This is a genomic window from Lachnoanaerobaculum orale (assembly GCF_003862485.1).
GTDB classification, from domain to species: domain Bacteria; phylum Bacillota; class Clostridia; order Lachnospirales; family Lachnospiraceae; genus Lachnoanaerobaculum; species Lachnoanaerobaculum orale.
This window is the reverse complement of sequence record NZ_RRCM01000001.1, coordinates 416616-430202: the sequence shown is the minus strand read 5'-3', so window position 1 is coordinate 430202 and position 13587 is coordinate 416616. Positions and strand designations below refer to the sequence as shown.

The 13587-nt window shown below is 40.4% G+C and carries 12 protein-coding genes and 2 tRNA genes; 1 reads left to right on the top strand and 13 read right to left on the bottom strand.

The genetic code is table 11. From position 1 onward, the window contains the following. The first annotated feature begins 63 nt into the window (after nt 1-63). Nucleotides 64-1476 (top strand): glucuronate isomerase, encoded by a 1413-nt coding sequence (gene uxaC, locus EHW90_RS02195; RefSeq protein ID WP_124950895.1) that lies wholly within the window; start codon nt 64-66, stop codon nt 1474-1476. 109 nt (nt 1477-1585) lie between these two features. On the opposite strand, the gene EHW90_RS02190 is transcribed toward uxaC, so the two are convergent. The 13 genes from EHW90_RS02190 to EHW90_RS02130 all read right to left on the bottom strand — a co-directional run bounded on the left by EHW90_RS02190 (nt 1586) and on the right by EHW90_RS02130 (nt 13461). After that, nucleotides 1586-1659 (bottom strand) — tRNA-Met (locus EHW90_RS02190). Between the two features lie 31 nt (nt 1660-1690). Further along, nucleotides 1691-1763 (bottom strand) — tRNA-Val (locus EHW90_RS02185). A 105-nt stretch (nt 1764-1868) separates the two neighbouring features. Beyond that, entirely contained in the window at nt 1869-2888 is a 1020-nt protein-coding gene (locus tag EHW90_RS02180) for a glycosyltransferase family 2 protein (RefSeq protein WP_060930235.1), read from the bottom strand. Then, nucleotides 2885-3694, bottom strand: coding sequence for a CPBP family intramembrane glutamic endopeptidase (locus EHW90_RS02175; RefSeq protein WP_124950893.1), 810 nt, complete (start codon nt 3692-3694; stop codon nt 2885-2887). The genes EHW90_RS02180 and EHW90_RS02175 overlap by 4 nt, the downstream gene beginning before the upstream one ends. Nucleotides 3695-3840: 146 nt before the next feature. Further along, entirely contained in the window at nt 3841-5019 is a 1179-nt protein-coding gene (locus EHW90_RS02170; protein ID WP_167456741.1) for an ABC transporter permease, read from the bottom strand. Beyond that, nucleotides 5003-5707, bottom strand: coding sequence for an ABC transporter ATP-binding protein (locus EHW90_RS02165; protein ID WP_124950891.1), 705 nt, complete (start codon nt 5705-5707; stop codon nt 5003-5005). Before EHW90_RS02165 ends, EHW90_RS02170 begins: the two co-directional genes overlap by 17 nt. After that, nucleotides 5707-7479: an HlyD family efflux transporter periplasmic adaptor subunit gene (locus tag EHW90_RS02160; RefSeq protein WP_124950889.1), complete on the bottom strand. Its 1773-nt coding sequence runs from the start codon at nt 7477-7479 to the stop codon at nt 5707-5709. Before EHW90_RS02160 ends, EHW90_RS02165 begins: the two co-directional genes overlap by 1 nt. A gap of 10 nt (nt 7480-7489) precedes the next feature. Further along, on the bottom strand, nt 7490-8596 hold the full coding sequence (locus tag EHW90_RS02155) for an S-layer homology domain-containing protein (protein WP_124950887.1): 1107 nt from the start codon (nt 8594-8596) through the stop codon (nt 7490-7492). A gap of 274 nt (nt 8597-8870) precedes the next feature. Next, on the bottom strand, nt 8871-10400 hold the full coding sequence (gpmI, locus tag EHW90_RS02150; RefSeq protein WP_124950885.1) for a 2,3-bisphosphoglycerate-independent phosphoglycerate mutase: 1530 nt from the start codon (nt 10398-10400) through the stop codon (nt 8871-8873). A gap of 169 nt (nt 10401-10569) precedes the next feature. Beyond that, complete coding sequence (locus EHW90_RS02145; RefSeq protein ID WP_009446021.1) at nt 10570-11400, bottom strand: metal ABC transporter permease; 831 nt, start codon at nt 11398-11400, stop codon at nt 10570-10572. Then, entirely contained in the window at nt 11397-12068 is a 672-nt protein-coding gene (locus EHW90_RS02140) for a metal ABC transporter ATP-binding protein (RefSeq protein ID WP_124950883.1), read from the bottom strand. Before EHW90_RS02140 ends, EHW90_RS02145 begins: the two co-directional genes overlap by 4 nt. 11 nt (nt 12069-12079) lie before the next feature. Further along, complete coding sequence (locus EHW90_RS02135) at nt 12080-13045, bottom strand: metal ABC transporter substrate-binding protein (protein ID WP_124950881.1); 966 nt, start codon at nt 13043-13045, stop codon at nt 12080-12082. After that, a complete protein-coding gene (locus EHW90_RS02130) occupies nt 13042-13461 on the bottom strand; it encodes a Fur family transcriptional regulator (RefSeq protein ID WP_009446017.1) in 420 nt (139 codons plus the stop codon). Before EHW90_RS02130 ends, EHW90_RS02135 begins: the two co-directional genes overlap by 4 nt. Nucleotides 13462-13587: the final 126 nt, after the last annotated feature.

Below are 13587 nucleotides of genomic sequence, written 5' to 3'. Positions count from 1 at the left end.
GGCTACTGTATGTAGTTATTTATAAATTTTACTTTATACAGCCGTTTGGCTAAGGAGGTTAACATGAAAAATTTTATGGATCAGGATTTTTTACTTGATACAAAAACAGCAAAACATCTTTATCATGACTACGCAGAAAAGATGCCGATAGTTGACTATCACTGTCATATCAATCCGCAGGAAATATATGAAGACAAAAAATTTGACAATATCACACAGGTTTGGCTTGGAGGTGACCACTACAAATGGCGTCAGATCAGATCAAACGGTGTGCCTGAAAAGCTTATAACCGGAAATGAATCTACCGATAGAGAGAAGTTTGACGCATGGGCTGCCACTATGCCTAAGCTTATAGGTAATCCTCTCTACAGCTGGTCACATCTTGAGCTGCAAAAATACTTCGGCTACACAGGTCATTTATGCCCTGAGACCGCAGATGAAGTTTGGAACCTTACAAAGGAAAAGCTCTCAAGTGATGAACTCAGCGTAAGAAATATCATAAGAAGCTCAAATGTAAAAGTTATATGCACAACCGACGACCCTATAGACTCTCTTGAGTGGCATATCAAGCTTAGAGAAGTAGTCGATTTAGGATTTAGTGTACTTCCTGCCTGGAGACCTGATAAGGCTACAAATATCGAAAAGACAGACTACAATGAGTATATACAAAAGCTTTCAAGCGTCAGCGGTGTATCTGTAAAAGACTTTGAAAGTCTGAAGCTTGCTCTTAAAAACAGACTTGATTTCTTCAACGAAAACGGCTGCTCGGTTTCAGACCACGGCGTTGACTTTGTATATTACTACCCGGCTGATGACGCCGCCATTGATGCAATAATGAAAAAGAAGCTTGCAGGTGATGATATAAGTCTTACAGAACAGTATCAGTATAAGACCGCTCTTCTTCTTTTCCTTGGCAGAGAGTACCACAGGCTTAACTGGGTAATGCAGCTACACTTCGGTTGTAAGAGAAACAACAATACCGCGATGTTTGACAAGCTAGGTCCTGATACAGGCTTTGATTCTATCAGCGGATATGCTCCGGCAGATCAGCTTGCAAACTTTTTGGACGCTCTCACTTTAACAGATGAGCTTCCGAAGGTAATCCTTTACTCTCTGAATCCTAATGATGATGCCGCTATCGGTACAATCATAGGATGTTTCCAGGACTCAAGCGCTGTAGGCAAGGTTCAACAGGGTTCGGCTTGGTGGTTCAACGATCACTATGAGGGAATGAGAGCTCAGATGAAATCACTTGCGGCTCTCGGATGTTTCGGTAACTTCAACGGTATGCTTACAGACTCCCGTTCATTCCTCTCATATACCAGACATGATTACTTCAGAAGAATACTTTGCCAGCTTGTAGGCGAGTGGGTAGAGAGCGGACAATATCCTAATGATGACAAGGCACTTAAGGAACTTGTAGAAAATATCTCATTTAACAATGCAGTAAGATACTTCGGTTTTGAGATAAAGTAATTTAAAAAAATAAGCCGGCTTATAATATGATGTTATAGGTCGGCTTTTTCATAATATTAAAATTTATAAAAAAAGGCCCCGACAATAGGTCGGGACAAAATGGAAAAAATAGCGATGGGGAGATTCGAACTCTCGACACTACGGGTATGAACCGTATGCTCTAGCCAACTGAGCTACATCGCCATATATTAAATTCATGCTTTGCATGAAAAAATGGGACCTACAGGGCTCGAACCTGTGACCCTCTGCTTGTAAGGCAGATGCTCTCCCAGCTGAGCTAAGATCCCGTCGCGTTCAACGCTCTGTAAGTATATAAAAAATCCCACTATATGTCAAGCATTATTTTAAATTTTTTTAAGTTTTTTCTACACCCTGCAAGCCCCTATAAACGCTTAGTTAAATCCGTAAAGTTTATTGGCTATTCTATATCCTGCTACTGCAATACTTCTTCCGACCTTGCCCGGAAGGTTCATAGCCTGACCCAGTGCACCTCTCCTTATTCTTCTGTAAAGTCTCGGGTTGTGGTCTTTAAGATAGTTCCACAGCTCATCTTTCTTTTTCAGATTCTCCTCGTCTTTTGAGAGGATGGCAAGTATTGAAGATATTACCATCATTATCTCAAGATAGCTTATAAGATACTTCCTAAGCTTCTTATTGACAACATCATAAGGATTGAAGGCGTCAAGCATAAGCTTGGTTACTCTTATCTGCTGGTCTATCCTGCCGATCATAACCTGCTCGTTTACAGACTGATCTTCTCTGCCTATATAATATCTGTACAGATTGACATCCATATAATAGATATCCTTCACCGCCTTTAAAGGCTGATATACAAAGATATTGTCAACATAGAATGTATGCTTCGGCAAATCAAGCCCGTTCTCAATCAAAAGCTCTCTTCTGTATATTACAGAGTGCATCAGGATATACTGTCCTGTATGGAAAGGCTTTATATCCTCCCATTCAAACTTCTTATTCACAGGTAAATTCCTCTTGTAAGTCATTACTTTTTTCTTCTTTACTCCCACCTTGTCATACACAAAGTTACAAAGCAGCATATCAATATTTTCCTTGTCTCTGATAAACTCTTTTAACTTGTTGAGTACTTCTAAAAAAGACTTCTTATCCAGATAGTCATCAGAGTCAACCACCTTGAAAAACTCACCTGTTGCGGCTCTAAGTCCGAACATAACGGCGTCACCGTGTCCGCCGTTTTCCTTGTGAATCGCCTTACATATGGTAGGATACTTCTTCTCATACTCGTCTGCTATCTTGGCCGTATCATCCTTATTTGAACCGTCATTGACAATAAGTATCTCCACATCATCCTTACCTACAAGCAAAGAATCTATGCACTTTCTCATATACTCCGCCGAATTAAAGCAAGGTACTGCTATACTTAAAACTTTCATTGTTTAACCTTTCTTCTTATAAAATATATAATTCCTATTATGGCAAATATCAGGCAAAGCAACAGAACTACCATAAATATCGCTGCCGACTCCAAAAACTTCGTTACCGTATCGAAGTTCTCACTGAGCTTACCATAAAAATTCACTATCACATTCGCACTTATATGTATACATATAGGCACAAGCAGGTTCCCGGTCTTATTGTATACATATGCCAGACAAAGTCCCAGAAGAGTTGCATATACACCCTGTGTCAGATTTCCGTGATAAATACCGAATGCTATTGAGGATATAATTATTGCCGCTACAGCATTGTAATTGTATTTTATTCTGTTGAATACCAAACCTCTGAATATAAGTTCCTCTATTATCGGAGCTATCACACCTGCACAAAGCAAAATAACAGGAAATGGCGGACTTGATATAGCCTCGCTTACTTCCATAAAACTTTTATCTAAGTTTGCAAGTCCGCTGATGCCTATAATTACATTGAGTACTATCGCAATTCCCGCTCCTCCTAAAGCAGCCATCAAAAAGTCTAACGGCTTTGCATTGCTCTCTGTAAAGCCCCTGCCTTTTTTCTTATCGAAATAATAAAACAGTATCATAGGTACAAATGTAATCACGGCGCTCACCGCGGTAAGCGGTAATAGATACGGAATCACTGAATCCAACAGCTTATCATATGCCGTCACTCCTGACACCATAAATGCAACCATAGCCACAATCATTATCATAAGCTGTACTGCCGAATAAATAATTATAGGGTATAAACACACCCACAATGTATAAAAAAATTTCTTCATTTCTTTAGTATATCTTATATAAGTAGATTAGCCAATATAATTTATATTAAATTTTACTATCTAAAGCACAATATAAAGCCTATGTCTACAAAATTTATCATATATTTACTGAAATAAAAAACTCGGGGGCTCCCCCGAGTAAAAATTTATTCGCTTCTAAGCGCATCTATAGGATTAAGACTTGCAGCTCTCATAGCAGGCATATAGCCGAATATAAGACCTATAGCTACGGATACACTGAAAGAAATAATTACAGCATTAAAGTTTGCAGGTGAACTCATTCCCATAATATTGCCTATAGTAGGACTGACTATACAGCCAAGCAAAATACCTACAGAGCCTCCCAATGTACTTGTAACCAATGCCTCAATAACAAATTGCTGCATTATAACACCTTTTCTGGCTCCAAGCGCCTTTCTGATACCTATCTCTCTTGTTCTCTCAGTTACAGAAACCAGCATAATATTCATAACACCAACACCTGCCACAAGGAGTGATATACCTGCTATAGCTCCGATAATGGTACTCATAAGTGCCAGCTGAACATTTATTTCACTAAGCATCTGGCTCATAGACTCCACAAAATATGTTTCCTTTTGTGTATAAATGGTCTTTAAAAAATCTTTCAAAAGAGTCACAGCCTTATCGCTTACCTTAGTATCCACAGTAGCAAATGTGTAAGTATCAGGTACCGAAGTACCGTTTAACTGTCCTGCAGTGGAGTAAGGCATCAGTGCAAAGTCGTCATTTCCTCTGGCCGACAACTGCTTTTTATCCTGCCTTTCCACAACACCCACGACTGTGAACGCCGAACCGTTTATCTTTATAATCTGACCCAAAGCTTCCTTCGGTGAGCCGAAAAGCTTCAAAGCCACATAATAGCCTATTACAACTACCTTTTGCCTTGATATCATATCCGCATATGAGAGATTTCTTCCCTTTTCAAGCTTGTAGTTTTTCATCTTACTATAGTATTCGCTTACACCGCTTACCGTGGTGCTTGTGGACTTGGTAGTTCCCACCTTTATAGTACCGCTTACACCTACCTGTGGGCTCATCTCCGAAAATACATTCCTGTTCTCATTGAAAAAATCATACATCTGATCAATACTTGCCTGTCTTGCCGGCGAATTTACAAGGCTGACGCTTATAGTATTGGCTCCCATATCCATAAAGGACTTCACCATATTGTTCATATATCCCATCATTACACTTACCAGTATAACTACTGCCGACACACCTATTATAAGTCCAAGCATGGTAAGGAATGATCTCATCTTATTCGCAATAATACTCTTTATCGCAAGTTTAAATGATTGCAGCATAATCTTCACTACTTCCATCAAAATTTATTTTGCCGTCCGCTATTCTAATGACTCTCTTCGCCTCAATGGCGATTGAATTATCATGTGTAATCATAATAACCGTATTTCCCTCTTCATGAATCTTCTTAAAGAAGTCCAGTACCTGACGGCTTGTCTTTGAATCAAGGGCTCCTGTAGGCTCATCTGCAAGTATAAGAGAAGGATTGGCGGCAAGAGCTCTTGCAATACTCACTCTTTGCTGCTGTCCTCCTGAAAGCTGCTTGGGCATCTGGTTTGCCTTTTCTGCCAAGCCCACCTTTTCAAGCGCCTCCAAAGCTCTTTTTTCTCTCTCATGTGTCGGTACATGTGCATACAAAAGCGGCAATTCCACATTTTCAAGTATATTCATTCTGGGCAAAAGATTGTACTGCTGGAAGACAAATCCGATCATCTTGTTTCTAATATCCGCAAGCTGATTGTCACTCATCTTACCTACATCCTTTCCGCCCAGAAGATAAGTACCTGAAGTCGGCACATCCAATGCTCCTATGATATTCATAAGAGTGGACTTTCCCGATCCCGACTTTCCGACTATCGCTACGAACTCACCCTTATCAATATCCAGCGTAATGCCGTCATTGGCATAGACCGTCTCATCACCCATCTTGTACTCTTTTCGAATATCAATCATTTGGATAAGTTTTTCCATTACTGACCTCCGGCTCCCGCATCTGCACCGCCTGCGTCCGCTCCGCCGGCTCCTTCAGCACCTGCACCGGCTCCTTCAGCTCCGGCTCCGGCTCCGGCTCCTTCTGCTCCGGCTCCGCCGCCGTCTGCAGGCATTCCGTCAGCACCGGTTTCACCTACACTCATATCCGCGGTCTCATCCACATAGACTTCATCACCTTCATTAAGTCCTGAAGTAATCTGTACAAAATCCGAATTGATAACACCTGTGGTTACCGTAACTTCTTTAAATCCTGCCGGAATCAGTCCGTCACCGCTTGAGTTTGCAGCTCCGCTCTCATCACTTTTTGAACCTGCCTTTGCCTCTGTGGCGGAATTATCTCTTACATATACCTTATTGCCTCTCATAAGCGCATTTGAAGGTATAGTGAGTGCATCCTTTGCGGACTCAAGTGTGATATATCCGTCTACATTCATTCCCGGAAGCAAATCATAGGTTTCATCCAGAGTTACAGTAACAGGGTAGGTCGAGACACCGTTTTGGCTGGTACTCTCAAGACTTACATTGGTCACCGTACCCGAGTACTCTTTATCAGGGAAGGCATCGGACTTTATTCTTACTTTCTGACCGCTTTGAACCTTTGTAATATCCTTCTCATCCACACTCATCTTGAATGTATATGAACTCATATCGTAGATAACCGCCATAGTGGTCGCCTTATTGTCACCGCCTGAGCCGACCTTATCTCCGACCTTATAATTCTTACTGATTACCTTTCCGGCAATAGGTGATTTGATAGTGTATTCATCCGAAGTCTTCTTGGCTGTATCCACACCTTTCTTGGCCGTATCCACATCACCCTGTGCGGTATCCACGGCATCCTTATATGTCTTTAAAAGCTTGTCCGCACTCTCTGATGTCATCTTAAATATAGGTGTTCCTACTTCCACATAGTCTCCTACATTTACAAGCACTTTTTCAATATCCACACCTGCGGCAAGGTCCGCACTCATATCCACATTTGTGGAAGCCTCAAAGGTTCCGTCACCTGTAGAAGTTATATCTCCGACTGTAGCATTTGCGGTTGTCTTATCTGTCAGACCGCCCGGATTGTTCACCTCAAAGGTGACATTGCGGACAAGTCTGCCGCCGTCCATGGCCTGATCCATACTTGAAACGGACACCACCTTACCTTCAACCTGTTCACCTGTCTCAGTAAGTGTCAATATTCCGGTCATACCGGGAGTTATATTACCGGCCTCCGCACTTAAGAAAGGAATACGAATATTCATCACATTGTCATTGTAGATAGTCGCAAGCTTGGTTCCGCCGCTTATCTTATCTCCGTCCTGGATACTGAGTTCCTTTATATATCCCTTTCTGGTGGAGCGGTAAAGATTTCCTGCAAATTCGGCCTTTGCCTTTGCATACTCCTTGCTTGCATTGGCATAACCTGAACTTGCCTTATTGAGTGAATTGTTTGAAGAATTCATATCCGATTCAAGGCTTGACTTATCTAACTGATACAACACCTGATCCTTGGTTACGGTATCTCCCACATTGAAATCAGCCGAAATAATCTCTCCCGACACAAGTGCGGTGATATTGTAAGTATCCTTAGGAGTAATAGTACCCGAGGAAGAAATCTCGGAAGAAATATCCTGTTTTGTCACTACCGCCGTCGATACGAATGTACTCATATCCATCTTGGAAGCATTCCTTGACTTCATAAAGAAAAATCCGCCTACTCCAAGTACTACAAGTGCAGGTATAACTATAAATCTTTTCTTCATCTTTCCCCCACTAATCCTCTATATAATCAACTACCGAATATGTCGAAGTACCGTCTTCGGCATTATTGATATCCACTACCAATGTAACATCATCGTTTACCTTGATGCTTCCGTAGATAGAGAATGCAAACTGCATATCGCTGTTTGTAATCTGATATTCCTGTCCGTCAATAGTAACCGATGTAGGTGTAAGTGAAGAAGTCGACTCATAGTAAATACTCTCCACGGTACCGTGTACAGCCTTCTTTCCGTTGGTGGCGTCAGTATTCTCATCATATGCCCAAACAGTCTTTGCAGCTGCGGAATAATAGATTACAAGTCCCACATCCGATGATTCCATAAGACTCTTGAAGTAATCGGCACCCACACTTCTTCCGTCTACAAATAAGTTTCCGTCCTTATAGTCAAAAGGCAAAGCCCTTGCAAGCTGATTTACAGACTTTACAACCTTCGGTCCCTTTAGTGAATTATCTGCAAGTTTTAGAGGATTTACTTCCTTGTCCTTGTTTATTTCACCGTTAAATACCGTAACCACATATGCACCGCCGTCTTTCATATTGGTCTTTAACATATTGTAGAAAAGATTTATACAATCTCTAACGGTAAGATTTGAATTGGCGCTCAGTGATGTAAGATTTTCGTTAAGCTCAAGGAAGCCGTACTTTGCCATTCTCTTATTGTTGGCGTCTCCCGCAAAATCGCTTGCATCATATCCAAGCAATGTAAGTACTCCTCTTATTGCATCATTAAGCGTAACATTGTCGTTCGGCTTGAAAACTCCGCCAAGATATCCTGTCATATATCCGTGCTCCACAGCCATCTTTATAGCCGCCGCATTTTCATTGTCCTTAGGCACATCATTAAATACCGATGTGTTGCTGTTTTTGGTAAGTACCGAGCGATACGGTGAAGCCTGTGCAAGCATCTTGGCGAATTCACCTCTGGTTACAAATCTGTCTATATTTCCGCTTACAAAGGTAATTCCCGTAAGACCTATTACTTTTTTTCTTAATTCAAAGTTTGAGCTCTGTGCAAATACGCTGCCTGCTCCCACGCTCTCAAAAGTCATTATAGAAGCAAGTCCCAAAGCTCCTATTTTTATTATATTCCTTTTCATATAACCTCCGTCATTTATTGTAAAGTATTTGATATTATATCGCAAATTTACCTCTAAACAATAATAATCACAAAATATTTATAATTTATTTCACTCTTTGTTATGTGATAAATTATATTAACTGTACCAATACAAATAATACACTAACTATTTATAATGTCAAGCAATATCATATGAATAATAAGTACATATTGATTAAATTTTGTTTAAAAATATAGGCAATAAAAAACGCCCGGAGTATTACCTTCGAGCGTTTTATCATATCATTTATATTTTATTTCTCAACCAAAAGGCTCTTTCCTGTCATAGCCTCAGGTTTTTTCATTCCCATAAGCTCTATAAGTGTAGGAACTATATCACAAAGTCTGCCACCTTCTGCAAGCTTATACTTAGGGTCCGCATTTACAAGTATAAAAGGTACAGGGTTTGTAGTATGTGCCGTATAAGGCTCACCTGTTTTCTCATCAACCAATGTCTCACAGTTTCCGTGGTCGGCACAGATAAACATTATACCGTTCACTTCCTTGATTGCTTCAACCGCCTTTCCGACACACTCATCCACTACCTCTACAGCCTTTATAGCTGCAGATTCCACTGCAGTATGTCCGACCATATCAGGGTTTGCAAAGTTGATGATTATAACATCGTACTTACCGCCCTTTATAGCACCTACAAGCTTGTCACAAACCTCATAAGCACTCATCTGAGGCTTGAGGTCATAGGTTGCCACATCCTTAGGAGAATTTACAAGGATTCTGTCCTCACCCTCATTCGGCTCTTCCTTACCGCCGTTGAAGAAGAAAGTAACATGTGCGTACTTTTCAGTCTCTGCAAGTCTTAACTGCTTTAAATGATGTGCAGCCAAGAACTCACCGAATGTATCCTTTATCTCTTCTTTTTCAAATGCAACTATCTTATCTGTGATAGTGTCATCATAATCTGTAAAGCAAACAAATGTTGTATGAAGTCTTTGACCTCTGTCAAAACCGTTAAAGTCGTCTACACAGAAAACTCTTGTCATCTCTCTTGCTCTGTCAGGTCTGAAGTTGAAGAATATTATAGAATCATTGTTCTGTATTCTCTTTGTACCTTCCACTGCAAAAGGTACTACGAACTCATCGTTCTTGTCATCATCATATGACTCCTGTATACCCTCTGTGGCACTTACCTTTTCATTGCCGCCCTTGGTCATTATATTGTAAGCCGCTTCAACTCTGTCCCAACGGTTGTCTCTGTCCATTGCATAGAAACGACCCATTACAGATGCAACCTTACCTACACCTATCTTTGCCATCTCATCTTCAAGCTCGGCTACAAACTCCTTACCTGATGTAGGAGGTGTATCTCTACCGTCAAGGAACGCATGTACATAAACTTCCTTTATGCCGTTTCTCTTTGCAAGTTCCAAAAGTCCGTAGATATGAGTATTGTAGCTGTGAACACCGCCGCTTGAAACAAGTCCCATAAGGTGAAGCGCACTGTTGTTTTTCTTTACATTCTCTACAGCTGCCAAAAGTCCCTTATTCTTATAGAAATCTCCGTCCTCTATCGCCTTTGATATTCTGGTCAACTCCTGATAGATAATCCTTCCGGCACCCATATTCATATGACCTACCTCGGAATTACCCATCTGTCCGTCAGGCAGACCTACATAAAGTCCGCTTGCCTGACCTTCTACAAAAGGATATTCCTTCTCAAGTCTGTCAAGATTCGGAGTCTTTGCCTCAAATACGGCATTATGATCATGTCCCTTTCTTATACCTAAACCATCCATTATACATAGTACTATCGGTCTCTTATCCATATATACCTCTTTTTCCATCAAATGCTATCTTAAGCAACCGAAAACAACTGCGGTTGTTTGTTATTTCTAAACTCGACTTTGATTTTACATTAATTCAAAAGTATTATCAAGATAAAAAAATAACAAAGAATATAAAATCTAAGCGTAAATACAGGATAGTCTGTACTAACTACCCCTTTACTCTGCCTATTATATAAAATGCAAAGAATACCAATATATCAATACATACAATAGTGGCACCTACAGGCGAACCTGCAAGTACTGAAATAAAAAGTCCGGCGCTTGTACATACCACGGAAAATATTGCCGATGATACGGTCACGGATAAGAAGCTTTTGAACACACACATAGAAGCAAGTGCCGGGAATACTACAAGTGCGGATATAAGCAGTGATCCCACCAGATTCATTGCCAGTACCACAATTACCGCAATAACAATCGCTATCAAAAGATTGTATTTTCTTGTATTGATACCCGTCGCAACGGCAAAGTTTTCATCAAAGGTTACTGCAAATATTTTATTGTAAAACAGTATAAATATGGCTATCACAATTACGGAAAGTACAATGCAAAGCATTACCTTTTCCTTGGTCAATGTAAGTATTGAGGTGGATCCGAAAAGGGTGGTACATACATCTCCGGCAAGATTTGCTCCGCTTGAGAATACATTCATCGCCAAATAGCCGAATGCCAACGCTCCTACAGACATCATGGCTATAGAGGCGTCACCTTTTATCTTGCCTCCTGTACCGCCTTTCAAAAGGATAATTGCGGCAATAATTGTTACCGGCAGTACAAGTATCATATTGTCGGTAAGATTAAACACTGTAGCTACAGATACCGCACCGAAAGCTACATGTGAAAGTCCGTCTCCTATAAATGAAAATCTCTTCAAAACCAGGATAACTCCAAGAAGTGAAGAGCAAAGCGCTATAAGTATTCCTACGATTATCGCATATCGTACAAAAGGATAACTAAAATATAAACTTAATTCTTTCATTGTATTCCCACACTCCTTTTATACTCGGCTGTATCTCCGAAAAATATCTGCTTTCCTATATATAACACATTTGTCGCATACTCAAGCGCCTCATCCACATCATGTGAAATCATAACTACCGTCATTCCGTCTTTATTAAGCCCGTTGATAATATCATACATATTTTGACTTGCATGCGGGTCAAGACCTGTCACGGGCTCATCAAGTATCATGAGCCTCTGACCTGCCATCAATGCTCTGGCTAAAAGAACTCTTTGCTGCTGACCGCCTGAGAGTTCACTGAAGCTTCTTTTCATAAGGTCTGAAAGCCCCAGCTCTTCTATCTTTTCCCTTGCGGCCAGCTTTTCTTTTTTATTATAAAATGGTCTAATCCCCACCTTTGACTGACATCCCGAGATTACTATTTCAAAGACGGATGCCGGGAAATCCTTCATAAGCTGCTGTTGCTGTGAAAGATATCCTATTTCGGTCGGCATAAGGTTCTCATTATATATAACCTCTCCGGATACAGGCTTTATAAGTTTTAAAAGCGTCTTTATCAATGTAGACTTTCCCACACCGTTCTCCCCTATAATGCATAGATAATCTCCGTCTTTTATTTCAAAGTTCAGATTCTCTACTATAGCCTTTCCGTCATATCCCAGTGACAGATTTTCACATTTTATCATAAATCTCCAGTCTATAATGCCTCTTTGAGTACTTCCAAATTCTTTTTCATTATATCAAGGTAGTCGGCATTATCACTACTCTTTGTTGACTGCATAGAGTCAAGTACCAAAACCTTTGCATTCTTATCCTTTGTGTTTTCCACTATTGTCTTTGCAAGGTCACCCTTTGAACCGTCAATTATAAATATCTTTGTAAGCTTCAACTCATCCATCTTGTTTGCCAAGAATTTGACTGTTTCAAATGACGCCTCACTGTTTGCATCACATCCTTTAAATGCGGCATAATACTTTATTCCATACTCATTTACAAGGTATCTGAACGGGAATCTGTCTCCCACAAGGATTGTCTTATCCTGAACTTTTGAAAGAGCATCCTGATACTCCTTGTCAAGCGCGTCAAGCTTTGCAATATAATCATTTGCATTCTTTTCATAACTGCTCTTATTGTCAGGATCTATCTCCGCCAACTTGGCTTCTATAGCCCCCACTATAGTCTTGGCATTTGCCAATGAAAGCCAAACGTGCTCATCGATGGCGCACTCTTCACCCTCTTCTTCACCTTGTTCCTCTTGCATACCCTCTACAAGTTCTTCTTCTAATGCAGCTTTACCGATACTGTCTACCATACTGATGTATTTTAGATTAGGATTTTCCTTTACGATATCCTCAGCCCATCCGTCAGACTCTCCGCCTACATATACGAACAGGTCGCTGTCCGTGATTTTTGCAATATCCTGTGCGGACGCCTGATAACTGTGTAAATCAACTCCCTTATCTATAAGAAAACTAATATCCACGTTCTTATTATCGCCTACCACCTGCTTTACCCAGTCATATGCCGGAAAGATAGTGGTAACAATACTTATTTTCTTACCTTCTTTACCTGCACTTGCAGCCGTATCATCTTTTTTTGCACAGCCGAGAAGTGTCATCATTACCATAAGGATACCAAGTCCTATTCCAATAAATCTTTTCATAGCTTACCCTCTTTTCTACATTCATTACAAGTTCCATAAAAAACTGTTCTGGCGTGGTCGATATCAAAGCCGTGTTCCTCTCTCAGATGATCTCCTATCAGGGACAATTCAGTACACTCCAAGTGAATAAGTTTACCGCATTTCTCACATTTACAGTGAAAGCAAACCGGATGCAAGTCCTCATCTTCAATATACTCAAAGCACGCACTGTCTCCCGCATCAAGCATATATTTATGTACAGATCCGTCACTTACCATTCTTTCCAAATGTCTGTAAACAGTGGCTTTCCCGATGTTCTTTCCCTGCTCTTTGAAAAAAAGAATAATGTCACTCACAGTGACATGCTTGTTCGCATTTTCCTTCAGAAAATCCTCTATTTCCAACAATTGTTTGGTTTTATACTGAGCCTTCGTCAAATCACACCTCCAACATTGCTACCCTACTCGGATAGTCTAATTTGAAACTCGTTATCATATTACAACTTTTTTTATTATTTTTCAAGTAAATTTGATACTTAGTTTTATATCCTTAGTTTTATATTT

Coding starts and splice junctions, on each gene's coding strand:
- uxaC (WP_124950895.1), top strand. CDS start 64: ATGAAAAATTTTATGGATCAGGATTTTTTACTTGATACAAAAACAGCA.
- EHW90_RS02180 (WP_060930235.1), bottom strand. CDS start 2,888: ATGAAAGTTTTAAGTATAGCAGTACCTTGCTTTAATTCGGCGGAGTAT.
- EHW90_RS02175 (WP_124950893.1), bottom strand. CDS start 3,694: ATGAAGAAATTTTTTTATACATTGTGGGTGTGTTTATACCCTATAATT.
- EHW90_RS02170 (WP_167456741.1), bottom strand. CDS start 5,019: ATGCTGCAATCATTTAAACTTGCGATAAAGAGTATTATTGCGAATAAG.
- EHW90_RS02165 (WP_124950891.1), bottom strand. CDS start 5,707: ATGGAAAAACTTATCCAAATGATTGATATTCGAAAAGAGTACAAGATG.
- EHW90_RS02160 (WP_124950889.1), bottom strand. CDS start 7,479: ATGAAGAAAAGATTTATAGTTATACCTGCACTTGTAGTACTTGGAGTA.
- EHW90_RS02155 (WP_124950887.1), bottom strand. CDS start 8,596: ATGAAAAGGAATATAATAAAAATAGGAGCTTTGGGACTTGCTTCTATA.
- gpmI (WP_124950885.1), bottom strand. CDS start 10,400: ATGGATAAGAGACCGATAGTACTATGTATAATGGATGGTTTAGGTATA.
- EHW90_RS02145 (WP_009446021.1), bottom strand. CDS start 11,400: ATGAAAGAATTAAGTTTATATTTTAGTTATCCTTTTGTACGATATGCG.
- EHW90_RS02140 (WP_124950883.1), bottom strand. CDS start 12,068: ATGATAAAATGTGAAAATCTGTCACTGGGATATGACGGAAAGGCTATA.
- EHW90_RS02135 (WP_124950881.1), bottom strand. CDS start 13,045: ATGAAAAGATTTATTGGAATAGGACTTGGTATCCTTATGGTAATGATG.